The organism is Desulfotignum balticum DSM 7044 (genome assembly GCF_000421285.1).
Classification (GTDB): domain Bacteria; phylum Desulfobacterota; class Desulfobacteria; order Desulfobacterales; family Desulfobacteraceae; genus Desulfotignum; species Desulfotignum balticum.
Map to the genome: position 1 here is coordinate 2730644 of NZ_ATWO01000001.1, position 25029 is coordinate 2755672.

Genomic DNA, 25029 nt, shown 5'->3' on the forward strand with positions numbered 1-25029 from the left:
TTTCCCGCACAATGGATAACGATGAAAACATGAAATCGTTATGGAACCAGACCTAATCCAGATTTTTCAAAAAATCAAGAAGAAAATCCTTGTATTTAAATTTTTTATTGTAATTCTTGGAGCATGCACCGGAGCTGTCGCCGCCAGTGATCCGGCGTAATCCCGATCGCAGCCACCAGATCGCTTTTGTCCAGAACGCTGAAATCCGGCCGATGGGCCGGCGTCGGGTACTGGTGACCGGGGATCGGCAGCACCGGAATGGTCCTGTCAAGCAATCCGGCAGCCAGCGCCTCTTCCTGGATGGCCACAGCAAAATCATACCAGGATGCAACACCGGCATCGGTCCAGTGGAAAACCCCGGTGAGCCGTTTTTCAACCGCAGCCCACACCGCCTGTGCCAGACCTTTTGCCCAGCAGGGGGTTCCCACCTGGTCATCCACAACGGTCAAGACTTCTTTTTCTTTCATCAGACGGATCATGGTTTTAACAAAATTATTCCCATGGGCCGCATACAGCCAGGCAGTTCGGATAATCAATACCTCGTTGCCCAGTATATCTGAAACCGCCTGCTCCCCTGCCAGTTTGGTTTTGCCGTAAACCGATTTTGGATCCGGTCTGTCATCGGGTTTATAAGGCCGGCTCTGGTCCCCGCTGAATACAAAATCCGTTGAAATATGAACCAGACGGGCTTGATTCGCCTTGACCGCCCGTGCCAGGTTGGCGGGCCCGGTGCAGTTGACCGCATGGGCCGCGTCCGCGTCTGTTTCCGCTCTGTCCACCTGGGTATAGGCGGCGCAGTTGATCACCCAGTCCGGCGTATGCGCAGCCATCGCTTGATCCAGATTTGCCGGATCCGTAATGTCAATCTCAGGCACATCCATGCCAACAGCCCGGCAATTTTTAGGGCAGATTTTCATCAGTTCCGACCCCAGCTGCCCTTTTGCACCGATGATCAGTACTTTCATGAAAACACCTCGGCATTCTTCAACAATACCCCGGCTTCATCCCTGGGCGACAGCAACGGCAGACCCCGGCCGGACAGAGGCCAGTCTATTCCGATGGCCGGGTCGTTCCACAGAATGACCCGTTCATGTTCCGGTGCATAATATTGCGTACACTTGTACACAAATTCTGCATAATCACTCATGACATAAAACCCATGGGCAAATCCCGGCGGCACCCAGAGCATGTCTTTATTTTCAGCGCTCAGCACCGCACCGGCCCACCGCCCGAATTCCGGTGAACTTTTCCGGATATCCACGGCCACATCAAACACCTCTCCTGAGATCACCCGCACCAGCTTTCCCTGAGGCTGACGAATCTGGTAATGCAGGCCCCTCAACACACCGTTGCCCGACCGGCTGTGGTTGTCCTGCACAAAAGTGACATCCGCCACTGTTTCACGGAACTCGCTGTCCCGGAATGTTTCCATGAAAAATCCCCGGGCATCGCCGAACACCTTCGGCCGTAAGACTTTAACATCTTCCAGCGTTGTGTCTGTTATTTGCATCATTCAGCTTACTTCCTCATTAGCAATTTTTTTTGAACAAATTTTTTAAATATACGCCGTAATCTGTTTTATTGTAGTTCGCTGCCATGGCCAACACCTGATTCTGGTCAATATATCCCATGCGATATGCGACTTCCTCCAGGCAGGCTACCTTGAGGCCCTGGCGCTTTTCAATGGTTTCGATAAATAAAGAGGCTTCCAGAAGCGACCGATGGGTGCCGGTATCCAGCCAGGCCATGCCTCTTCCCATCTGCGCTACATGCAAGGCGCCTTTTTTCAAATAGGCCCGGTTGACATCCGTGATTTCCAGCTCACCTCTGGGAGAAGGGGAAAGGCCTTTGGCAATATCAATCACGGCATTGTCATAAAAATACAGGCCTGTAACCGCAAAATTGGATTTCGGGCATTCCGGTTTTTCCTCTATGTCAATGGCCCTGCCGTCTGCATCAAAAGAGATGACCCCATACCGCTTGGGATCATTGACCGGATACCCGAACACGGTGGCGCCTTTTTCTCTGGCGGCCGCTTTCTGAACCTGACTGGAAAGCCCATATCCATGAAACAGATTGTCTCCCAGGATCAGACAGACATTGTCTGATCCGATGAATGATTCACCCAGCACAAACGCCTGGGCCAGGCCCCGGGGTTCCGACTGCACCTGATAGGAAAAATGAACCCCCCACTGGGACCCATCTTCCAGCAATTCCTTGAACCGGGGCAGATCATTCGGGGTGGAAATAATAAGAATGTCACGGATGCCTGCCAGCATGAGCACGGACAAAGGATAAAAAATCATGGGTTTGTCATACACAGGCAGCAACTGCTTACTGACCACCCGGGTGACCGGATAAAGCCGCGTGCCGGATCCCCCGGCCAGAACGATTCCTTTCATATCTAACCTCTATGATGGTGATGATTCATAATGGGACCGAATCCACTCCTGATACGCCCCGGTCTGCACGGAACGAACCCAGTCCATGTTTACCAGGTACCAGTCAATGGTGGCGGATAAGGCCTGTTCAAAGGTGTGGGACGCTTTGTAACCGATTTTTTCAACCGCTTTGTCCGGATTGATGGCATACCGCAGATCATGGCCGGGCCGGTCCGTCACAAAAGTAATCCGTTCCCGGCTGCTGCTCTCGGGATTCCCGGTTTTGTCATCCATGAGATCACAGATGGTTTCCACCACCTCCAGATTGGTTTTCTCTTCACCGCCGCCGATATTATAGGTCTCTCCGTTCTCCCCGTTTTCAAAGGCCCGAACCAGGGCGTCACAGTGATCCGCCACATACAGCCAGTCCCGCACATTGATACCTTTGCCGTAAACCGGCAGCGATTTTTTGTCCAGAATATTGAGGATCATCAAAGGAATCAGTTTTTCAGGAAACTGAAACGGCCCGTAATTGTTGGAACAGTTGGTCACCACCACGGGCAGGCCGTATGTCCTGTACCAGGCTTTGACAAAATGGTCTGAGGCCGCCTTGGATGCGGAATAAGGACTGGAGGGATCATAGGGCGTGGTTTCGGTAAACGCGGGATCATCCGGGTATAGACTGCCATATACCTCGTCCGTGGACACGTGCACAAACCGGAAATCCGCATCCGGATGTTTCCGGACATGAGCCAGACCGGCTTCCAGCAGCCGGAACGTGCCGGTGACGTTGGTGTTCACAAACACCTCCGGCCCGGCAATGGAACGGTCCACATGGGATTCGGCCGCAAAATGAAACACCCCGTCAAATTGGTATGTATCAAACATTTGTTTCAACAGCGGTGCATCACAGATGCTGCCGTGGATAAAGGTATATCCCGGATCATTTTCCAGATGCCGGTGATTGGCGGGATTACCCGCATAGGTCAGGGCATCCAGATTGACCACATGCCAGTCCGGCCGGTGTGTTCGCACATAGTGAATAAAATTGGTTCCGATAAACCCGGAACCCCCGGTGACCAGAATATGTTTCATATATGTTGTTCCTTTACTTTCTCTGATGCTGATGCTGCTTCATTGGTATGGCACCCGGCAAAGAACAGCCCGCTCATGAATACAAAAAACCATCCTTCCGCATTGTCCTGCAGCGGCGATGCCGTCATACAGGCAATCAGCATCAACAGCACAAACCCTCTGGCCATGAGCTTCTGTCCGCGGTCTTCAAAAAAAACCGTCTGCCGCCACTGAACGGCAAAGAATCCCAGCAGTACCAGCAGCCCTGCCAGGCCGAACTGCACCGCTGTCATCAGATATTCATTATGAGGGTTGTCAGTAGGTTTCATCTCAGTCTTTTCTACAAACCGGTCATATATGGTTTTAAAACTACCCGTGCCTGAGCCGACAACCGGATTTTGTTTAATGATGTTCAAAGAGTTAAAAAACCATTCAAGCCGCAGACCGGAAGAGGAATAACTATCATATTCTCTCTTCCTTACTTCTTCAATAACCTCTTGAGCCCTTACAAAAAGAAGATTTGATGGATTATACCAGGCAAAAGTGCCGAACAGAACAACAATTAAAACCCCGGCGATAAGACTTTTGGATCGGTCCCAGGTCAGAAAATAATACAATGCCAGCACCACCAAAATCACATGCCCGGTCCGCCCCCCCACCAAGAACAACACATTGAACATCGCCAGCAGACTGAAACCGGCCCACAGCCATTTTAAAACCGGCCCTGTCCCGGAATTTCGGGCCTTGATCGCTGCAACAAAGGCGGCAAAGGCCATGAAAATATTCTGTTTGATATGATCATGAAAAACAACGCAGTTGGATGCATCCCCTTTCACGGAAATAAAATCCGGCAACAGCCCCACCCATAACAGGCTGGACAGCAGAAGAATCAGACCCATGGCAGAGATAAAGGATAACAAAAATGCCGGATGAAACTTTTTATCTGTAAAATAAACCATCACCATGCCGATAAACAGAAACTTTGCCCCGTCTGAAAGGCTTTCAATGATCTTTTCTTTGTCACCATCCGAATAGAAAAGTCCGATCACATGCATTAAAAAGACAGCCAGACCCATCATGGCCACGGGGTTTGACTTCAGTATCCTGCCCCATCGCGCAAACCGGTCCGCGCCGTTGTCCAGCAGCCAAACCAGCACCACCAGTCCCAGCACGACATTGGTCAGTGCCGTAGACACCGGGATACAAAAACCGAACAACACCAGTAAATATTTATTTGCCGAATGCAGATGTTGAAAGTATGGTTTCATAAATTCCTTTAATCTCTTGTGCCGTTCTTTTGACATCAAACAGCTGCCTTGTATACGTATATCCCTTCTGGCTGTGTGCTTCAGCCTGCTCCGGATGATCCAGGTAATATATTATTTTTTCTGCCAGATCCTTCGGATTACCGGCCTTTGCCAGCAACCCGGTCCGCCGGTGTTTGATCACATCCGGAAACCCCCCGACATCGGTTGTGATGGTAGGGATTTTCATTAACAGCGATTCCACCGCTCCCCCCACATTTTCCGAGTGGGAGGGATGGACCGCCATGTCAAAACCGGAATACAGGCGGGCCACATCCATACGGGTCCCCAGAAAAAATACCTGGTCGCCCAGTTTTTGTTTCCCATATTCAATGACTTTTTTTTCATAATCCACAGCCCCTGCCCAGGCACCGCCGACAAAAACCAAATTCACATCATAATTTCGCTCCGCCACCAGGGCAACTGCGTCGATCAGGTCTTCATGCCCTTTAAGCCCTCTTTTCTGTCCCAGGTACTGCTTGGGGGGATACATATAGGCCACCATGCCGATCAACCGGGTTTCAGGTGAGATCCCCAGTTCTTTGTGAAGATATGTTTTATCCCCTTTTTGAAACGTATCCACATCCGTGCCATAGTAGGACAAAAACACCTTTTTTTTGTCTGCAAGCAAAGACCGGTATTTTTTTTGGGTCCATTCACACGAAGCAATCCAGAAATCATTTTTATCTGCCAGGCCCATTTCCACGGTCCTAAAAAACCCATGTTCCAGATGCAGCGGTCCAGGGACCTGAAAAAGCTTAGGTGTATGACTGTGACGCATTGCCAGGCGCATCAGAAGGGTGGTTGAATAAAAATGGGAATGCACCAGGTCCGGCCGGATTTTTTTCAAGACCGTGTTAAACCCATGAATTTGACGCGGCAGGGTCACCACCGATTTCAAAGAAAGATCCAGATCAACGGGATGCACGGTGATGCCTGCGTCAGTATAATCAGCTGCATTGCCGGAACAGGACGGCAGTACGACATGCACTTCCACATCGAGCTTCACCAGTTCTCTCATCTGGCGCAGCGCCCATGTGGCCCCCCGGGTGGTCTTAACAAGATGTAAAATCTTCATTTTCTTACAAACACCAATGAAAAGATTAACAGCAGAAAATTGACGGCAACAATGGCGGTCAATATGCCTTTCAACTGCCAGAAACAAGCGCCGATCATATAGCCTGTGACGGCAACAACCGCCACTCCCGCCCATAAAACCGCCAACCGATCAGTCCGCAGTTCCAGGTTCAATTTTAACAGCAGCTGTCCGGTTGCGGCAAAACAGCCGCCTGCCAGCAGTAACCATGGAAACAGCCAGCTGTAGGGACGAAACTGAGCACCCAGCAACAGGTTTCCAACCATTGGGTAGGCAAAGAGAAGCACCAGAAACAACACAAAAGAAAAGGATAAAATGCCGAAGACGGCGTAATTGTTTATCCGGCGGGTCTGATCAAACGATGCGGTTTTTCCTTCCTGTGCAATTACCTGGTAAAGGATCGGTTCAATAAGCAGAATCAAAAAATTGCTGACAAACAGCATGGGTATGAATGCCAGTTGATAAACCGCGGCATACCCGCCCACCTCCTCCGGGGTGCCAAAATACTGTAACGCCCATCGCTCGGCCATCATCACCAGCCAGATACAGGCATTGCTTATAATCAACGGCGTCTGAAAGGTCCGCAGGGCCTCCATATTCATCACTGCCGCCGTTTTTTTATGCCCCCGGGGAAGCTTTCGGGCCAGATTCACATATAAAAACACACCATGGGTGAGCACGACCAGAACACCGGCCAGCACAAACCCGCTCAAAACCGTTTCTGCATCCGGCAGGACAAAAACAAGAATGAGGCCCACGGCAAAACCAAACCGCATCACCTCAAATCCCCCCTGGACAATCCCCCGGAACCGCCGCCTGCGTGCCGCATCCTCCAGGGCCAGGCCCACCCGGTTGAACACCAGAAGAATGGCGAAAATACCGGTCATCACAATAAAATAACCGCCCGGGACGCTTTTGTTATATACACCTGCGACCCAGGCAACTGCACAGAACAATACAATACACCCGGCTGCCTTTGACAACGATTTTGCCAGGCTCTGCACAAACCCGGCCGGTTTCCCAGCCTCACACCACTGGGAATAAAACCGGACCGCTGTTTTGCCGACGGGTTCCCCGAAAACCTGGACGGCCAGTGTTGAGAGGCTGACTGCCAGGGCCAGACGGCCATATTGTTCCGTGGAAAGCAGGTGGGTTAAAAACCGGGTCCCGGCCAGCAGGGCAAAAACAGATGTGATCAAACCGAATCCAACCCAGAATGCCTCGCCTGCCCAAGCCCGCATGCTGTTCATATAAAGATCATTCCAGCCTTATCTCACGGCCTTTTTCATGACCTGTCTTACCTGGTCTATCACATATTCAATGGATTCGGATGTCAACGTGGGGTGCACCATGAACATGAGCGATGTTTCCCCCAGCTGTCGTGCCACGGGCAAATACATGTTTTTGTTATCTGTAACAGCCCCATGCAGCCGGAATGCACCTGTTTTAAACGCATTTTCCAGATATATTTCCGGGCAGCTTCCGGTATTGCACGGAACTCCTGCGCTGTTCAATGCAGCAAGCACAGTATCCCGGTTCCATGAATCCTTCAGGTCATCCGGTTTGATGAACACATAATACTTGTAATAGGAATGATAGATCTCCGGCCCGGGCACGGTGATCCGCAATCCGGGAATGTTTTCAAATTCCCGGGCCAGCCGGTCTGCATTTGACCGTCTTTGTTCCACCCATCCATCCAGTTTTTTAAGCATTACCCGGCCGATGGCCGCCTGCATTTCCGTCATCCGGCAGTTGGTGCCCAAGCTGTCCACCAGCCACCTGAATCCGGGTTCATGCTCCTGGCAGAACGCCTTGGAATAATCTTTGCCATGATCCTTGAAGCTCCAGACCTTTTGCCAGAGATCCGTATTGTTTGTCACCAGCATGCCGCCTTCTCCGCCGGTGGTCATGATTTTATCCTGGCAAAAGGAAAAAATGGCACAATCCCCGAAACTGCCGGCTTTTTTCCCTTTAAAAGCAGCTCCATGGGCCTGGGCACAGTCCTCGATCAAAAATAGATGATGCTTCTCACAAAAAGATTTGATGGATGCCAGATCACAGGGCCACCCGGCCAGATTCACCGCAATCACGGCCTTTGTTTTTGACGTCACGGCTTTTGAAATGGTTTCCAGGGTAATGTTCTGGCTGTCCTGATCCACATCCACAAACACGGGTACCGCCCCATGCAATGCCACACAACCGGCGGAAGCGACAAAGGACCGGGGAGTAACGATCACCTCGTCCCCTTTGCCGATGTCCAGACACGCCAAGGCCATGTCCAGCGCAAGACTGCCGTTGGCAAGGGCCACGGCATGGTCAGTGCCGACGTATCCGGCAAATTCCTTTTCAAACGCCGCAACTTCATTACCTGTCCATTGGTTTATTTTTCCGGATCTGAGCACATTGACAACAGCTTGTATCTCGTCATCCGAAAAGAACGGCCATAGTGCAAACTCCATCTTATTTCTCCAAGGATTTAATAATTTTAACCGGTTTGGCCCCGGCTTTGACAGGTTCCGAACACAAATATGCCAGCGGGAGTGTCACAAATATCATGATAGCTCCGTAACGCATCCGATATAATGCGCCGACATTACTGACGACAAGCCCTTGAAACAGAACCAGTCCCAATGCAAAAATTAACGCTGGAACAACTGTAATCGTCAGCTTTTTTCTGATACACATCAAAAAAAATGAACCATACGCGATATAAAACAAAATCATCTCCATTGCTGCACCCCGCTTGAAAATGGAAGCATCCTTTTCAAACCAGGTTCCGGGAAAAGGTGCAAATAAAGCAATCTGCAATGCCCGTGGCACATAGGCCATGACATCTGAAAGCGAAAAAAATCCAAGATCTGTGTCAAGACTGCTGCCCGTGGCTTCAGTCAGGCGATTGAACCGGTCTCTGTCTTTTGCAAACGCGGTGAATTTTTTTTCCACCATCCCTTGAATCATCCCGGTTATCCCCGGCCTTGGCGGATCAGCCATCTTGATTCTTTTCACTTCTGACCCCATCACCAGAAAAAGCAGAATCACTGAAATGAAAATGGATATCACCATCTTGGGCACCCATGAATTGCGTATGCGGAATCCAAGGCACAGAAGACTGACCACCGACAGCACAGCAATAATATCCAGGGCATACGGCCTTGCCAGCCACACCAGAAACCCGCCGACGGCAAACCACAAAAGGCACTCTCCCTTTTTTGAAAACCGGCCTGAATCTGAAAAAAGAAGGGTGTGGGCATAAATGACCATAAAAAAGCCCAGAATAAAATAAGGATCCCGGTGAAAATTGACCAGCCAGACCGTGGTGGACGGCATAAGCAGAAAAGGAAGAACAGCAAAAAAAAAGAGCCGGGAATCACAAAAAATCAGCCGCATTGTTTTCAGCAGCATCACACCGGACAGTGAATGCGCAAATGCAGTAAACGGAATCAACACAAAGGGGCGGGGGGTAAAAATATAATAAAAAGCCGCAGCAATGCCTGCAGGAGACTGTCCCTTGTAGTTGATCTGCCAGGCATCCCATCCATGAATGTTCATCTTTTCTAAAAGATCCAGCGCCAATCCGTGAAAATACAGTGTATCACTGGCCCCTTTCATAATGCCTGACGTCTCATGGAATGCCGGGAACACAAAAGGCAGCAGGACCAGTTGGATCAAACCCAGGTAAAAACAGAAAATGATGAAAAAAAACCCAAACAGGCAAATATCGGATTCATTCAATTTTCTGACCCAGCGGCCGGTCATTTCATTTTTCCTTTGTGTTCATGGCCTGGCAGGTGACAGGCGCATTCATTCACTGTCCAAAGATTTAATTATTTTAATCGGGCTGCCATATGCCAGCACATTGTCCGGAATATCTTTGTTCACAAAGCTGTGGGCACCGATGATGGTGTTTTCACCAATGGTCACTCCCGGCATGACAGTGCTGTGGGTACCGATGCGGCAGTTTTTCTTTAATGTGACACACCCTTTTTTCCCATCAATGGTGGAGGATGAATACACTGAGCAATGGGAGCCCAGTTGAACAAAATCTTGAATCACCACGCCTTCGCTGGCATTGATATAGGTGAAAGCTCCGATATCGGTTTTATATCCCAGGGAGAACCCGCCCACGCCCTGCACAATCCAGTGGTATTTTGTGGGCTGTCCATCAATTACTTCCGGATATTCCCAGTTTTTAAACCTGTCTGTCATTTTTTGTTCCCCAAAAATTCTCTGGCCGTCACATGGCCTGTCTCCTGGATCCCGTGCCGTTTAAACACCTGGATCAGGGTCAAAAGCAAAATCTTTATGTCCAGCAAAAACGTATGATGATCCACATACCACACATCCAGTTTGAATTTTTCTTCCCAGGAGATGGCATTGCGCCCGTTCACCTGGGCCCATCCGGTGATGCCTGGCCGGACATCGTGCCGCCGGGCCTGTTCACGGTCATACCGGTCCAGATACTGCATCAACAGGGGCCGGGGGCCCACCAGGCTCATGTCCCCTTTCAACACATTGATCAGTTCCGGCAGTTCATCCAGGCTGGAACTGCGAAGCAAAGCACTGAACCGGGTAAACCGTTCAGTATCCGGCAAAAGCCGGCCGGTCGCATCCGTCTCATGGGTCAGGGACCGGAACTTGTATATTTCAAACGGCCGGCCGTTTAATCCCGGCCGAATCTGTTTAAATAAAACCGGGGTTCCCAGGTTCAACCTTACCAGCAACGCTGTGATCGCAAACACCGGCAGCAGGGCTGCCATCAGCACCAGGGAAACTGAAAAATCAAACAGTCGTTTCATGGTATTCCGGTACAATCTGGTGCAGCACTTTTCTGATCTGGTCCGGATCTCTGTTCTCAGCCGCTATCTTCAATTCCTGCAACCGGGAATTCAGAAGGCTGACATCACCGGTGTGGCTGTTTAAGACCCGGATTTTTTGATGATTTGTGGGAATCACTCCTTCCAAATCCGTCATCAGTTCTTCATATAATTTTTCCCCCGGCCGCAGCCCGGTGTAGACAATTTTGATATCCGCTTCCGGTTCAAATCCTGAAAACCGGATCAGGTCCCGGGCCATCTGATCGATCTTCACGGGCTCGCCCATTTCCAGAATAAAAATCTCTCCGCCTTTTCCCATGGCCCCGGCCTGGAGAATCAGCTGGCAGGCTTCAGGAATCAACATGAAATACCGGATCATGTCCGGATGGGTGACGGTCACGGGCCCGCCTTCCTGAATCTGTTTTTTAAACAGCGGAATCACACTGCCCACACTGCCGATCACGTTACCGAACCGCACTGTCATAAAACGGGTCCCGGCATCCGCCAGAATATTTTCCTTTTGAACCAGCAGTTCACAGATCCGTTTGCTGGTCCCCATGACATTGGTCGGGTTTACGGCCTTGTCCGTTGACACGAACACAAACCGCTTGCACCCGGAGTCCCGGGCCGCTGCCACCAGGTTCCGTGTGCCGAAAATATTGTTTTCCACGGCTTTCCAGGGGTGGTTTTCCAGCATGGGCACATGTTTGTACGCAGCCGCATGAAACACGATCTCCGGTTGAAACCGGGAAAAAACAGCGGCCAGTTCCATTTTATCCTGAATATCTGCCAGCATCGGCACCACCTCGACCCGGGTAAAATTCTTTTTCAACTCCAGATCGATTTCATATAACGGGCTTTCCGCTCTTTCCAGCAGGATGATCTTTTTGGGTGAGAACCGGCAGATCTGACGGCACAGCCCGGTGCCGATGGAGCCCCCTGCCCCGGTCACCAGCACGGTCCGCTGATTCAGATATTTTCCGATCTTTTCCTTGTCCAGCTGCACGGGCTCCCGTCCTAAAAGGTCCCGGTATTCCACATTCCGGATGGCACTGATATCGATTCTACCGTCGATCAATTCCCCCATGTCCGGAATGATCTTGAAATTAACATCCGCTTTTTTGCACAGATCCACAATCTGTCTCATGCGCCCGGAGCCAGCTGAAGGAATGGCGATGATCACATCCTCGATTCCCATTCCCGGGGCAATGGTTTCAATGTCATCAATGGTTCCCAGGACCGGCACTCCATGGATTCGCCGGCCGGTCTTGGATTTGTCATCATCCAGAAATCCGGCCACATGGGACTGGACCGACGGGTTTTCCCGGAACTGCCGGCAGATTTTCTCCCCGCAGTCCCCGGCCCCGATGATCAGCATGGCCCGGCCTTTTTTATTTTTTTTCCCAAATATCGATGAAATGATCTGCCGCAAATCCGAAATCCGGAAATCCTGGGTGAAATTTTCAAAACACAACCGGATAAAGACCCTTACCCCGATGATCAGCATGAGGGTCAGGCCCCAGTCAATGACAAAAACAGACCGGGAGACCATGTCAAACCGTGTCCTGTAAAGCACAAATGCGATCAGCACCAAAGAGGCGACCGTGGCGGCCTTGATAACATTGATCAAATCAGCCATGCCGGTATACCGCCACATGCCTTTATACAGCCCCAGCAAATAAAAACAAACCAGCTTGAGAACCACCACCACAGGCAGAAACTGCCGAAACCGCACCATGGCCCAGTCCGGCGGATTGAAATCAAACCGGATCAAATGAGACAGATAAAACGATCCCAACAAAAGCAGGGCATCCAGAAGCAGGATTAAAAGCAGGTTTCTGGTCACTTTAGTTTTCATTGGCACAAAATTTCCTGCGGACAAAAAATGAAAATACCCCAAAAATCAATCCATAAAACATATAGGTTCCTAAAAGAAAAACCATCCCTTTTGGCTGAATTGATATGGCTGAAACCCCGATGGCCAGCTGCATCAGACCGTATCCCAGAGAGATTTTAAAATGATTCATGCCCGCCTCATTGGCCAGCACCTGGTAGATATGCTTGCGATGGGGCTTTATCAAAGAATCTTTGTGCCGAATTCTCACCACCATGGTGAACAGCTCATCCATATAAAACGGAGCCAGAAATCCGGCCATGACCAGAAAATCCATGACATTTTCAGACAACACAATCACCAGGCAGGCAAACAAAAATCCCAAAAGGATGCTGCCCACATCCCCTAGAAACACCCGGGCTTTCGGAACATTGAAACACAAAAACCCCAGGCATGAAAAAGCCATCACCAGACTCAATGAGGCGTATGCCGGATCCAGGCCCGAAGTCCGGGCATAAAAAGCCATCAGCAAAAAAGCCAGAAACCCGGTAACACCTGCAATGCCGTCAATACCGTCCATGAAATTGAAAAAATTGGCCGTTCCCGCAATAAACACCACAGCCGGCAGCCAGATGACATAGGTGCCCATGCCCGCCTGTTTTGAAGCCAGAAAAAAGACCAGAAAAAACAAAGCGCACCCAAAATGTACCAAAAGCCTTATAGAGACCGGCAGAATATGTTTATCCGCTCCCCAGAAACTAGCCAGAGATATCACTGCTGAAGGAAGCCACACAAACCAGGGAATCTTCAGTATCAGACTGGAAAGCAGCAGGGCCGCCAGAATACCGAATCCCGCCCCTTTGGGGATGGCTTCGGTATGTGAACTCCGGCCGTTGGGAATGTCCATTATGCCCAGCTGCTCACCATACCGCATCATCAGCCAGGACCCGGCAACGCCCAATAAAAAACCCGACAATAGGATAACTATCATTTCCTGTATCTCTTGATTAGAAATTTTTTACGGGGTGCATAACCAAAATCATGCACTGCCTCGGAAGAATCAAACACCAGGTCCTGGTTCATCCGTTGAACCATGGCCATGGTCCAGTGGCGGTACCGGGGAATCACCCGCAACCCGCTCAATGCCAGCACAAAAATCCATCCGGGAAAAGACGGCAGCATCGGCTTGCGGCCCAGGCCGTCAAACACCCGGACCACCATTTCCCGATAGGTCAGGGTTTCTCCGCCGGCCAGGTTATAGGCCCGGTTCACCACATGCGTGGCATCCAGGGCTGCCAGACAGGCCGCAGCCACATCCTGGGCATGCACCGGCTGCCGCTTTCCACAGGCTTTGCCCAGCAGCGGAAAGAATCCCAGCCGATTCACGATGGCGGCAATTTCTGAAATGTTTTTATCATTGCCATCGCCATAGATCAACGTCGGCCGCAAAATGATCCAGTCCACACCCCTGGCCGCTCCCCAGGTGCGCAGAAACGACTCGCCGCCCGCCAGTTTTCGGGCCACTCCGCGCTCATAAAGATCTTCAGAACGGTCTTTGACAAGACAGCTGGTGGAAGAAAGTGCCACCAGGCGTTTTGCGCCGCGCTCTGCCAGCCAGCCACCATATTCCGGCAGCACCCAGATGGGAAACAGACTGATCCAAAGGGTGATGGTTTCTGTTGCCGGCGCATCGACAGACAAAGGCTGCCATTGCATATTATCTTGACCCCAATTGATTCTTTGCCGGGAAAATGCCGTGACCCTGCAGCCCTTCCCGGCCAGCAGAGGGATTAAAAAAGACCCGACCAGTCCCGAAGCACCCAAAACACCGATATGAGGGTTATGCATGGCCTGACCCCCGCAATCGATTACCGGCCCAGTGATACAGCGTTACCAGGCCAAAGCGGAGCCATACACTGGCTTTTACCAGCCACATCAGCAGCCCCGGATATTGATGCCGGAAAAATTTGTCGTAAAACCGCAGCATCCCTTTGTGTTTATATAACTCCACCGCAATGGGCCGGGAAATGCTGCAATGGCCCTGGTGATGAATGGCCGATGCATCCGGAACAAACAGGATCTGCCAGCCTTTTTGACGGAACCGCATGCACCAGTCCAGGTCCTCGCAATGCATGAAATAATGATCATCCAGGGGGCCTACATCCTCCAGCGCCTTTCGGGTGACCAGCATGAACGCCCCGGAGATCGCCTCCGCCTCAACCGGGTTGTCCGGCAGCGGGGTGGAATTCAGGGAAATACTTTGAAACCGGGGATGACCGGGAAACACCTTGTCCAAATGCAAGACCCGCACCAGAGAACGCCAGGGCGTAGGCACCTGCCGCCGGCATCCGGCCTGCTCACTGCCGTCTGGGTTGCGCAGCAGGCACCCGGCCATGCCGGCATCCGGATTTTCATCCAGCACCTGTGCAACGGTTTCAATGGTATCGGTTTTCAACACACAGTCCGGATTCAACAGCAGTAAAAACTTTCCTTTTGCCTTTTCAAGCAATCGGTTGACACCGGCGGCAAAACCGATATTTTCTGAATACCGGAACAACGCAAAGCGCGATTCACCGGCAAATGCTTTTTCCAATGAATCAGGACTGCCATCTGCAGATGCATTATCCCACACCAGTACCTGTACCCTGACAGAGGAAATCAGGACGGCTCTGACACTGTCCAAAACCAGTTCTCCGCCATTATAATTGACAATCAAAACCGAACAGATGGGAACTATATCTGTCACTTTATTTTGTCTCATTTTTTTTGGGCCAGGGGATTACACTGCGGTCTAAAACCCTGAAAATATCTTTTTGTGAAATCTGTTTTGTCTTTTGAATGTTTTTCCGCTTCTGCCACATATGCGGCAGCCCTAAAAGTGCGTCTTTTTTGGCCTTTAAAATCACCCGGGCCTGCCCTTTGCCTGAATACCAGAAAACAGCCGCCAGATTTGCCATCACATGAAGCGGCAAAAAAATCCAAAAAAGAGCGCCGGGCATATTTTTAACAAATGTCCAGACAAGATTGCGGTGCCCGTGATAAACAGCGAAATCACTTTGCTGTCCACCGGAAGTGGCTGACCCCATATGCCGGACAACGGCATCCGGCACCTGCAGGCAGTGATGCCCTGAAAGGCGCAGACGAAACCCCAGATCCACATCTTCCAGATAACAGAAAAATTCCTCATCAAACCCGCCGGCCTGATGCAGCACATCTGCCTTATACATGGCAGCAGCCGCACAAGGGGAAAAGATCTCCCATGGGGATTGTTCAGCTTTAAATTCAAACCCATGCCCTGCCCGCCAGACGATTCCGCTGACATGGTATTGATCTCCGTCTCCATCAAGCAACCGGGAATTATCAGATGACACCAGCCGGCTGCCGAACATTGCACATTCTGGATATGCAGATGCCGCTGCCAGCATTTTTTCCAGCCAGTCCGGATCTGGAAAGGCATCCGGATTAAGCAGGACCACCAGCGGGGTGGTGCACCGGGCCAGTGCCCGATTATTGGCTCCGGCAAAGCCAATGTTCTGCAACTGGGGTATCACGGTCACATCTAAAGGAAACCCTGTCATGTCATGGAACCCGTCGCTGCTGGCATTATCCACCACAAAAACCTGATCCGGCAGAACCGTCTGTGCGGACAGGTGCTCAAGGCATCTCATCAGCAGGCGGGTGCTGTTATAATTTACAATGATAATACTGACAGACATTTCAATCCGCTGGGTTGCTTGTCCGGGTTTGATGTTCGGTTATTTAAATTCGGGCCAGTTCAATTTGGGCAACCGCATAATCTTCAGGCAAACCAAAACGATTCATTTATTCCCTTATATGTCAAACATTGGTAAGTATCCCGGCAGAACGGGGAGGGGGATACTTAATAGAGCACCAGAAATTATACCTTTAAATTCCCCTTTGCTTTGGCTACAAATTTATTCCATGAGATTGAATCACCATCAATCAAAGATTTATCATAACTTTTTTTTGAAAACAGCGCCCATGTTTGGCGGGGATGAGACCAGTCTATAAGTGTAAAATCGAGATTAACGGCAGAAGCAATTTCTTCCATTGTTTCCGGCTGATAGGCCACACATCCTGGATATACCCAACCTTTCCCATCATAATCTTTATCATCAATTAAAAACGTAGCTAAAAGCGCACCATCATCTTTTAAATGAAAAGACAGTTGTGAGAGCCAGCCTTTTATTAAATCCTTTCCACAGTGACTGAATATGGATTGCGCTATTGCGAAATCCAAACTTAACGGTTCCTTGAACTCCTCCATGGAGGCGCAAAATGAAAACGTAGGTTTTTTAATTCTCACTAAATCTTTTCCTACTTCATTCTCAATTCCATCGTTAACCAGCCATTCATTTGGCTCTACGCCAAAGTAGTTACCTTGGTTGAGATATGGAATCAACAATCGTCCTACCCGAAGAGATCCACATCCAATGTCTATAACCCGATGGTGCTGGCGTAGGCCAAGACTCGTGACAAGGTTGAACACCATAGCAGAAACCAAATCATAATCCTTTGGGGGACCGATATAAGCTCGATAATGTTTATCACCAGGCTTCAAGTCAAGACCAAGACCGGCATTTTTCGTCTTATTTTTTAACAAATATTTCAACATGAGTCGTTCCTCTACCCAATGATATTAATTAATCATTACTTACTGCCCACCTAAAACCGAGCGGTAGTTAAACCCACCCTCCTTAACCTCCGTGGTGAAGGCCAAATCCTCTGTGGCTAACCCAATGATTGCCGCCGCTCCTCAAAAAGTGTTCGAGCCCGCTCATATATTGCTATTTTCAACCATAAAATATTCTCGAGCTTCAATCTGTCCTTACTGGAGAAATCATACCCATCAATCCCTTTCTCGGGGTTGACTCGCTGTGGTTTAACCCCAAAAAAAGCGTGATTTAAGTGAAAGAAATTAGCAAAAAAGGGTCGAAACGCCCGCCAGTAAAGTGTATAATGATTTTGCCCAAAACAAAAACACAAAACTGGAAAGGCGTTTCGAGTGAGTATGAATATCGACAAAAAATTGACAAAACGCAAGAAAAAAATCAGTAAAAAACTAAAAAAAAGAAACTGGACCCAGCAACCCCATCCTATGTTCAAAGCGTCCAACATTCATTATGAATTTGATGGCCGTCATCAGGGCATCTCCTATGGTGGGATCGGGTTGATCCATCTGCTTGCCCAGAAGACCGGTCTGTTCAAAGAAATTGATAAGAACCTTGAACTTCTCAAGCGACATTTGCCCTATCATGAATCGGATCATGTCGCCAACATGGCCTATAACATCATGGCTGGCGGGACCTGTCTGGAAGATATCGAGCTGTTGAGAAAAAATCCGGCCTGGCTTGACGCGCTTGGAGCGCAGATTATACCCGATCCAACAACAGCCGGAGATTTTCTCAGACGCTTCGAGGAACAGGATGTGCTTGATTTCATGTCAGCTAAAAATAACATCCGCAAAAAAATATGGGAGAAACAGCCAACGTCATTCAAAAAGATGGCCATTGTCAATGTTGACGGCACCATCAGCGAAACATACGGCCAATGCAAGCAGGGTATGGATATTTCATACAACGGCAAATGGGGATATGCCCCTTTGATCATCTCCCTGGCAGGCACAAGAGAAGTTCTCTATGTGGTCAACCGCTCCGGGAATGCCCCTTCCCATCTGGATTCTGCCAAGTGGCTGGACAAAACCCTTGACCTTGTGTCTGATTCGTTTGAAAAGGTTTATATCCGGGGCGATACAGACTTCAGTCTTACAAGCAATTTTGACAAATGGGACAAACGCTGCCGGTTTGTTTTTGGCATGGATGCCAGAAACAATCTTGTGAAACTGGCCGGTCAGATTCCGGAATCTGAATGGGATCTCCTTCAGAAGGAACCACGGAAAATCAAGACACAGCCCCGCAAAAAACCAGAGAATGTAAAGGCTCAGGTGGTCGAAAGACGTAAGTTTAAAAATCTTAAAACCGAATGTGAACATGTCGCCGAATTCGAATACAGGCCAGGAAAGTGCAAAAAGCCCTACAGGATGATTGTTCTTCGCAAGACCATTAAAGTGCTGAAAGGGCAATACCAGCTTTTCGATGATGTCAGATATTTTTTTTACATCACCAATGATGACAAAAAATCTGTGGAGCAGCTGATTCAATTTTACCGCAACCGGGCAGACCATGAAAACGATATAGAACAATTGAAAAACGGGGTATCTGCATTGAACAATCCGTCTGATTCCCTGATATCCAATTGGGCGTATATGGCCATAGCATCTTTGTCCTGGGATCTCAAGGCATGGTACGGTCTGCTGCTTCCATACCGGGCATTGGGCAGGAGCATTGTTCGCATGGAATTCAAAAAATTTATCCATACTTTTATCCAGATTCCGTGCTTGATCATAAAATCAGGGAGAAAGATCACGTACAGGCTGGTCGGCTATAATGACCAGGTCAAACATATTTTCAAAATGTTCCATCGTATGAAGGATTTTGCATTTCCCTGAGGCTGTTTAATACTGCAGGAGCCGCATAAAACCAACCAGTTTCAACCCGCCTCGTTTTCATTTCAACCCGCTTTTTTTCCATCGCCGCCATCGTCAATTGCCTTCACTCTTTGACAAAGCCAGCTAAAAATTTTTTCAAATTCGTGCATTTTTTGCTGGCGTCCCCTTTTCCTTTTTGCTATAAGCTTTTTCATGGAACCTTTAATCATCAGAAACCGCAAAATCACCGCCGAAGATCTGCCTGTTATCCAGGCGGTGGTTAACGAGCACTGGGACAAGGGTCGGACCCATATATCCCGGGAACTTTGCAAACACTGGAACTGGGTTCAGCCCAGCGGCCGGCTCAAGGACATGGCCTGCCGGGAACTGCTTTTGACCCTTTACCGAAAAGGGTTGATCAAATACCCACCTGCAAAATGCGGTTCCCATAACGTCAGCAAGCCTGCCGTCATGATTCATGTGGATCAGACCCCCATCAACTGCACCCTTAAAGAGCTTGGTCCTGTCCGGGTGGAGATGGTCCGGTATACAGAGCATGAACCTCTTTACAACAGTCTGGTGGATCAGTTTCATTACCTTGGATATTCCCAGATTGTGGGCAATCATCTCAAATACATGGCGTTTGCAGGAGATGTGCCCCTGGCCTGCATCGGCTGGGGATCGGCTGCCTGGGCTGTCAAATCCAGAGAACAATTCATCGGATGGCCAAAGCCGGTTAAAAACGAACGCCTTCATTATATTGCAAATAATACCCGGTACCTGATTCTTCCCTGGGTCACTGTAAAGTGTCTGGCTTCCAGGGTTCTGGCGCTGAACATCAAGCGGATCAGCGAGGACTGGCATAAGATGTATCATTTTCCATTATATCTGCTGGAGACCTTTGTGGAACAGGACCGGTTCAAGGGCACCTGCTATCAAGCCTCCAACTGGATTCTGGTGGGTGAGACCAAGGGGACGTCCAAAAAAGGACACAAGCATCTGAAGCATGACAAAATCAAGGATGTGTATGTGTACCCGCTGCATAAACATTTTAAAAAGCTGTTGATCGGAGATGGCATCTCTCAGGCGGTTTGATATCGGCAGTATCAGCAGAAAGCTTAACGGGATCAATGCCCGGATCTCGGTAGCCAACAGTATTCCTTTTCCCTGCCTGAACCTTCTCTCGTCTTATCAGTTCAAAAAACGGTTTGTCAAAGTCCTTCCCAACGGGGATGTTCAGGGCGGATTTTCGCGGATGATCATCTCGTTGATCGATTTTTCCTTTGTCCGGTCCCTGACCGCTCACCTTTACACCATGAAAAGTCCTCCACCATATGATCCGGTCTCTTTGTTTCTGCTGGAGCTGTTCCGGTACATCGATCAATACCCGAACATGGACCGGTTCCTCAAGGATCTTCGGGACAAGGACAAAGGCCGGGCGTATCGGACCTACGCCGGCATTGATATGAACCATATTCCCACCAAGGGCACGTTTTCCCACTTCAAGCTCCGGCTGGGAGAAGGACTGTACAATGAAATTTTCCATATTCTGGTGGATATTTTTCACCAGCTTGAAATGATCACCTTTGACATCATTGCCCATGACGGCACCTTATTCCCCACCCGGGCCAGGTATAAAGGCTGCACCTGTTTTTCCGGACAGTGTGAACGAATTGAAGCCAATGACGTCATCGACCGGGTTAAAAAGCAGGTGTTTTACCGGTTGAACAACCTGGCCAAGGTTGATCTTGAAAAACCGTTCAAGATCAAGATCGATTGTCCCTGCGACACACTTCCTGAAAAGGTAAAGCGGCCCAGAATTGAAGCACTGGTCATGAAAATCAGTGTTATGGACGACGCTATGTCTCAAAATCAGATCCATACCGCCATGCTCTTCGGGGTCAAGGAACAGCTGGACAAACAGGGGCTGTGTCTGAATACCATCCGGACCAACATTGCCGAGCTGGCACCGGACCTGGACCGAATCATTCTCAGATGCCCCAAAATACCCACAGACACTGATGCCCGGATCGGGGTCCGAAATGACCCAAAAAATTCAGCCAGAAAACAAAAAATATTTGGATACAACATGGTCCTCTCCACTTCGGTTGGACTGGACCTGAAACTGGAACTGCCGGTAGGTGTTGTGAATATGGCGGAAAACGGCAAAGAAGGGGAAAAAATCATCACCCTGGGGCAGCAGACCCGATCCCACCATGACTGCCGACCAAAAATTGATATTGCAGATGCCAAGTATGATAACACGGAAAATTATACCTTTTTAAGGGACAATGGATCCATTCCCATTATCGATTACAATGCCAGAAGAGAAAACCTGACGGCCAAAGCACTCAGGGAGCGAGGGTATGACCGCAACGGATGGCCTTATGCCCCATGTGGCATGCCCACCCGGACCAATGGCTTTGATGCTGCCCGTCAACGACTGACGTTCTGCTGCATGAAACAGTGCCTGAAACTGAAGGCACCGGGCATACGTATTCTTGACAAAGCCTATGATATCAAAGCGTGTAATCATCTGAAAAAAACCTGCGGTTATACAACCCATTCCTTTATTCATCAACACCCCCGGCTGTTGAATGAAATTCCCCGGGGAACCCGGCTGTACAATGAGATCAAGCGCTGCAGGTCCGCCTCTGAACGATCCAACAGTACCGTCAAAGAAACCCTGAATATCCTGGAAAAACCCATTGTGTATAATAAGGTAAGGGCAGATATCCTGGTACAGATTGCAACCATTGTCCTGCTTTTATATCGGGCGTTCGCCTTTATCGTCAAAATATCGATGCTGTTCATGAAATACCGGGAGACACAAGATCCGGACATTGCAAAAAAGTTACAGGCGTTTGAGGTGCCAAAGGCCATCCGGAATATCATCCAAAGAGAATGATCCGAAAACAGACCGATTCTGCTCCCTGCCTGAAGGTCAGTTCCTGACCTTACGTCCTTCTTTTTTTCTCTGCTGATTTTTTCTTCTTTTCTGGTCAATTTTGTTCCCGATTTAAGATCAATATATCGGTTTTTTCTGTCCCACAGCTTTTACTACCCGTCGCTTTTCGCACCTGCTGACCGGTACCGCGATTTTAGGCCCCAGTATTAAACGACCTCATTTCCCTGATACAAAGCGCATGATCGGACAGCTGTCACAAATGGGTTGTGATGGGTGAGTCCAAACCCCAGAAAGACAAGATCAAGGACATTGCAAATGAAAACACACCACAATTTGAAATTTTATGGAGCCGGGGGAGAGGTGTGCGCTTTTGACAATAGTTGCCAGATGGAATTTTTTACTAAAAATGTTTTTCTTGCCTAAGTTATGGACTTTTTAAAACGCGCTTGTTTTGGGTTTAACTTCAGTGCACAGATCGGGAAGACACTCATTCAGCAAGCTCAATGAATCATCATACATCTCAGTGATACCGATAAAATCAAAATCATCCGGCCAGAAATATTTCACATACAATAACTGATTATCCCTGGAATGAAGTCGTTGGGCAAACTCAACAATATCTGGCGATTTCTCATGCAGCCATCGGGCAAGAGGATTGGATTCGGCAAGATGCGGGGTCCTCAACCAATAAAAATAATGAGAGGCCAGCCGCTCAACGGGATGCCTGTAAAAAGTCATATAAAAGGCATCAGGGAAGTAACGCCGATATTTCTCCGCACGAAAATGTCCATGAATAACCCTATATCGTCCCCGTTTGTTCATTCGCAACGCTTCCCATAAACGCCATACTGCCAGGTTCAAGGGTGTCATAAGATGCTCACGGTCTTTATCGCGTAAAACATTTTTCTTTCCATAACTTTTTCGGAACATATGCACGAGGGTGGTTCCTGCCGACTTGGCCTGATGGGCAAAAATGATTTTTTCTCTCTTAATAAGCATCCTCGAAGATCCCGTGTTAATCATCTTGATTCACTTTGTCACGCCCTTGTTTCATTAGGCCATATTGATCTACAATCCCTCGGACATAGACACACAATTCTTCGGAATGACAGCGTGCACTTTTTACAACCGCCTTATCGGAAAAAGCGGATACTGGACCAAAAAAAGCCTCCGCTCTTCTCTCCGCATATTTCGCCCTATAACTACTATGAGTTGCAGTTTTTATGACCGCTATAGACTGGCTGGCCACCAGAAGGACACAGAGTATGGCAACAACAACCCCATGTCTCGATTGTTTTACCGCACATGCGATGCATACTAAAGCGCCAGCAAAACCAACGGAACATTCCGGCAGGTGGCGAGGAAAAAGAGCTCCCTGCCAGCCGCCACCCAAACTTACTCCCCGCCCCAAATAGACACAGAGTATCGCGCCCAGTGAGAACATCATCAAACAGAAAGGAAACCACCCTTGACGATATTGTCTTTTGACAAAAAACAAACAGATTGCCAATGCGTAGATTGCCGCGATGAATCCCCCGACAACTAAAATTGGTAGTAAATTTTCACCGTTCTCAACGCTGATGTGCTGAAACGTCAAAGTCCGTCCCATCAAGGTCAAAACGAAGGTCATGAGTGACTGAAAATCCATAAGTTCGCTTAAGGCAGAAACCTCTGATTCAATTCCGATCCTGTAAACACAAACAAACAAAAGCGCGCCTGCAGCGGGTGGGAATAAAGTTTTTCCTATCCTCTCTTTAGTCAGATCATGCAGATTGAGCACGGCATATACCACCACCACCAAGAAGACAGTGGCAAGCATCGCCTGTCCCCATCCGCGCCCTATAAACAGCGAAAACAATGCCATCAGGGCAACCAGCTTCAAGCTATCAAGATAATTCGGTTTACGATTTAAATTTCTCGACAACAGAATAAAGACGATAAAAAAACACATCATGTCGAGCATGCGCAAGGAAATCACAGAATAGGACAACACCGTTTGAAATACCTGTCCGTTCATTACTATAAATGGAGTGGAAATAAGCACAAAAGCAGTTGCCATCGTTGCAGGACGACCAAAATGCCTCGCCACACCGATGGTTGCCACAACTGCGGCACCGGTCCAGGCCATTGCTCCGAGCACCTGCTCCAACTGCATATTAAGACCGAAAAATTTGGCGTTTGCCAAAAAAATTGCTTTGTAGGCTGGGGCACGATGACTACCGTGTGGGTCCCATAAATCAGACCAGTAAAATTGGCCCCGATAAAGCCTTTCAATGAGTTCAACCCAGCGCATTTGATCTCCGCCAAGTGTGAAGAGATCAATGCTGAAAATATAGTGCAGGCAAGCCAGGAACAGCAACAATACCATCAAGAGGCTTACTTTCAATGAATGCCTGATTAAAAAAGTCATACAGCACTCCCCGGTAAATCATACCAGCCAAGAATCATCGCATCATTCAAACTAAGTAATGTAGTCATCATTCAACACTTCCGGCATTGCAGCAAAATATGCGTGTAAGGAATGCGGGTCATATCTGTGCGAATGTCAGAAATTACGTTATCAGAACCAAATACTCCTGTAGCCAATTTTTCATACTCCTTTTGCCACCGCACGTTCTGTCCTCGGTCGCGTTTAAGAAAAAATCGCGCCAATAATGACTGTTTCTCCACAAAGACCCCATCAAAAGTAAGCAGCCTTCCGCCCGGTATCAGTGCGGAATATGCTGTTGCTAAAAGCGCATTAGCCTGTTCATCATTCAGATGATGGAGCAAGCCAAGCGCCATCACCAAGTCAAATTTTCTCCCCGACACTGCAATCTCGGCCGCCGATTGAACTTGAAATTCGCCATATTCACCAAATTGAGCGCGTGCCTGGTCAATATAAGCCGGTGATAAGTCAATCCCAAGGTATTCCACCCCAGGTAGGAAAGAAACGATTTCGGCCGGACCACAGCCACAGTCCAGAATCTTCATTCCTTTTTCTGGCCGGATATATTCATTAACCAATATTTGGCGTTTGCGTTTGCCTCCAAGCAAAGTCATCAACGTCTCATACACCCATGCAGCGGAAAGCATGGAATAAATTCCGGTAGTTTTCTGCATTTCAAATC

General features: G+C 48.9%; 24 protein-coding genes. 3 read left to right on the forward strand and 21 right to left on the reverse strand.

The genetic code is table 11. The features are described 5' to 3' along the window. Nucleotides 1-104: 104 nt before the first annotated feature. From rfbD to K365_RS0113680, 17 genes are all read right to left on the reverse strand, one after another. A complete protein-coding gene (gene rfbD / locus K365_RS0113600; RefSeq protein ID WP_024335006.1) occupies nucleotides 105-965 on the reverse strand; it encodes a dTDP-4-dehydrorhamnose reductase in 861 nt (286 codons plus the stop codon). Beyond that, nucleotides 962-1510 carry a dTDP-4-dehydrorhamnose 3,5-epimerase gene (rfbC, locus tag K365_RS0113605; RefSeq protein WP_024335007.1) on the reverse strand — a complete coding sequence of 183 codons (549 nt, stop codon included), beginning with the start codon at nucleotides 1508-1510 and terminating at the stop codon, nucleotides 962-964. Before rfbC ends, rfbD begins: the two co-directional genes overlap by 4 nt. A 19-nt stretch (nucleotides 1511-1529) precedes the next feature. After that, a complete protein-coding gene (gene rfbA, locus K365_RS0113610) occupies nucleotides 1530-2402 on the reverse strand; it encodes a glucose-1-phosphate thymidylyltransferase RfbA (protein WP_024335008.1) in 873 nt (290 codons plus the stop codon). A 9-nt stretch (nucleotides 2403-2411) separates the two neighbouring features. Further along, complete coding sequence (gene rfbB, locus K365_RS0113615; RefSeq protein WP_029725317.1) at nucleotides 2412-3476, reverse strand: dTDP-glucose 4,6-dehydratase; 1065 nt, start codon at nucleotides 3474-3476, stop codon at nucleotides 2412-2414. Continuing rightward, nucleotides 3473-4723, reverse strand: a complete 1251-nt coding sequence (locus K365_RS0113620; protein WP_024335010.1) for an O-antigen ligase family protein — start codon at nucleotides 4721-4723, stop codon at nucleotides 3473-3475. Before K365_RS0113620 ends, rfbB begins: the two co-directional genes overlap by 4 nt. Beyond that, entirely contained in the window at nucleotides 4686-5837 is a 1152-nt protein-coding gene (locus tag K365_RS0113625) for a glycosyltransferase family 4 protein (RefSeq protein WP_024335011.1), read from the reverse strand. Before K365_RS0113625 ends, K365_RS0113620 begins: the two co-directional genes overlap by 38 nt. Next, complete coding sequence (locus tag K365_RS28285; RefSeq protein ID WP_024335012.1) at nucleotides 5834-7105, reverse strand: lipopolysaccharide biosynthesis protein; 1272 nt, start codon at nucleotides 7103-7105, stop codon at nucleotides 5834-5836. The genes K365_RS0113625 and K365_RS28285 overlap by 4 nt, the downstream gene beginning before the upstream one ends. 18 nt (nucleotides 7106-7123) lie before the next feature. Beyond that, complete coding sequence (locus tag K365_RS0113635; RefSeq protein ID WP_024335013.1) at nucleotides 7124-8314, reverse strand: DegT/DnrJ/EryC1/StrS family aminotransferase; 1191 nt, start codon at nucleotides 8312-8314, stop codon at nucleotides 7124-7126. A gap of 1 nt (nucleotide 8315) precedes the next feature. After that, entirely contained in the window at nucleotides 8316-9611 is a 1296-nt protein-coding gene (locus K365_RS0113640; RefSeq protein WP_024335014.1) for a hypothetical protein, read from the reverse strand. A gap of 45 nt (nucleotides 9612-9656) precedes the next feature. Beyond that, nucleotides 9657-10061 carry an acyltransferase gene (locus K365_RS0113645; protein WP_024335015.1) on the reverse strand — a complete coding sequence of 135 codons (405 nt, stop codon included), beginning with the start codon at nucleotides 10059-10061 and terminating at the stop codon, nucleotides 9657-9659. Further along, complete coding sequence (locus tag K365_RS0113650; RefSeq protein WP_024335016.1) at nucleotides 10058-10651, reverse strand: sugar transferase; 594 nt, start codon at nucleotides 10649-10651, stop codon at nucleotides 10058-10060. Before K365_RS0113650 ends, K365_RS0113645 begins: the two co-directional genes overlap by 4 nt. Next, the gene (locus K365_RS0113655) at nucleotides 10635-12527 is read right to left on the reverse strand and encodes a polysaccharide biosynthesis protein (protein WP_024335017.1); all 1893 of its coding nucleotides are present in this window, start codon (nucleotides 12525-12527) and stop codon (nucleotides 10635-10637) included. The genes K365_RS0113650 and K365_RS0113655 overlap by 17 nt, the downstream gene beginning before the upstream one ends. After that, nucleotides 12517-13494, reverse strand: coding sequence for an MraY family glycosyltransferase (locus K365_RS0113660; protein ID WP_024335018.1), 978 nt, complete (start codon nucleotides 13492-13494; stop codon nucleotides 12517-12519). The genes K365_RS0113655 and K365_RS0113660 overlap by 11 nt, the downstream gene beginning before the upstream one ends. Then, entirely contained in the window at nucleotides 13491-14351 is an 861-nt protein-coding gene (locus K365_RS0113665) for an NAD-dependent epimerase/dehydratase family protein (protein ID WP_024335019.1), read from the reverse strand. Before K365_RS0113665 ends, K365_RS0113660 begins: the two co-directional genes overlap by 4 nt. After that, nucleotides 14344-15249 (reverse strand): glycosyltransferase family 2 protein, encoded by a 906-nt coding sequence (locus tag K365_RS0113670; RefSeq protein ID WP_024335020.1) that lies wholly within the window; start codon nucleotides 15247-15249, stop codon nucleotides 14344-14346. The genes K365_RS0113665 and K365_RS0113670 overlap by 8 nt, the downstream gene beginning before the upstream one ends. A 1-nt stretch (nucleotide 15250) precedes the next feature. Next, nucleotides 15251-16219 (reverse strand): glycosyltransferase family 2 protein, encoded by a 969-nt coding sequence (locus K365_RS0113675; protein ID WP_051147852.1) that lies wholly within the window; start codon nucleotides 16217-16219, stop codon nucleotides 15251-15253. A gap of 182 nt (nucleotides 16220-16401) precedes the next feature. Continuing rightward, nucleotides 16402-17139, reverse strand: coding sequence for a class I SAM-dependent methyltransferase (locus tag K365_RS0113680; protein ID WP_024335022.1), 738 nt, complete (start codon nucleotides 17137-17139; stop codon nucleotides 16402-16404). A 396-nt stretch (nucleotides 17140-17535) separates the two neighbouring features. On the opposite strand from K365_RS0113680, the gene K365_RS0113685 reads away from it, so the two are divergent. Further along, the gene (locus K365_RS0113685) at nucleotides 17536-19032 is read left to right on the forward strand and encodes an IS1380 family transposase (protein ID WP_024335023.1); all 1497 of its coding nucleotides are present in this window, start codon (nucleotides 17536-17538) and stop codon (nucleotides 19030-19032) included. Between the two features lie 62 nt (nucleotides 19033-19094). Here the strand turns inward: K365_RS0113685 and K365_RS29110 are convergent, their stop codons facing one another. Continuing rightward, entirely contained in the window at nucleotides 19095-19226 is a 132-nt protein-coding gene (locus K365_RS29110; RefSeq protein WP_268870652.1) for a hypothetical protein, read from the reverse strand. On the opposite strand from K365_RS29110, the gene K365_RS0113695 reads away from it, so the two are divergent. Then, nucleotides 19225-20106 (forward strand): Druantia anti-phage system protein DruA, encoded by an 882-nt coding sequence (locus K365_RS0113695; RefSeq protein WP_006968568.1) that lies wholly within the window; start codon nucleotides 19225-19227, stop codon nucleotides 20104-20106. The genes K365_RS29110 and K365_RS0113695 overlap by 2 nt on opposite strands. Further along, nucleotides 20084-21919, forward strand: coding sequence for a transposase (locus K365_RS0113700; RefSeq protein ID WP_024335024.1), 1836 nt, complete (start codon nucleotides 20084-20086; stop codon nucleotides 21917-21919). Before K365_RS0113695 ends, K365_RS0113700 begins: the two co-directional genes overlap by 23 nt. A gap of 435 nt (nucleotides 21920-22354) precedes the next feature. Here the strand turns inward: K365_RS0113700 and K365_RS0113710 are convergent, their stop codons facing one another. The 3 genes from K365_RS0113710 to K365_RS0113720 all read right to left on the reverse strand — a co-directional run bounded on the left by K365_RS0113710 (nucleotide 22355) and on the right by K365_RS0113720 (nucleotide 25021). Beyond that, nucleotides 22355-22918 (reverse strand): sulfotransferase family 2 domain-containing protein, encoded by a 564-nt coding sequence (locus K365_RS0113710; protein ID WP_024335025.1) that lies wholly within the window; start codon nucleotides 22916-22918, stop codon nucleotides 22355-22357. A 16-nt stretch (nucleotides 22919-22934) separates the two neighbouring features. Then, the gene (locus tag K365_RS0113715; protein WP_024335026.1) at nucleotides 22935-24329 is read right to left on the reverse strand and encodes a hypothetical protein; all 1395 of its coding nucleotides are present in this window, start codon (nucleotides 24327-24329) and stop codon (nucleotides 22935-22937) included. 71 nt (nucleotides 24330-24400) lie between these two features. Next, a complete protein-coding gene (locus tag K365_RS0113720) occupies nucleotides 24401-25021 on the reverse strand; it encodes a class I SAM-dependent methyltransferase (RefSeq protein ID WP_024335027.1) in 621 nt (206 codons plus the stop codon). Between the last annotated feature and the right edge of the window lie 8 nt (nucleotides 25022-25029).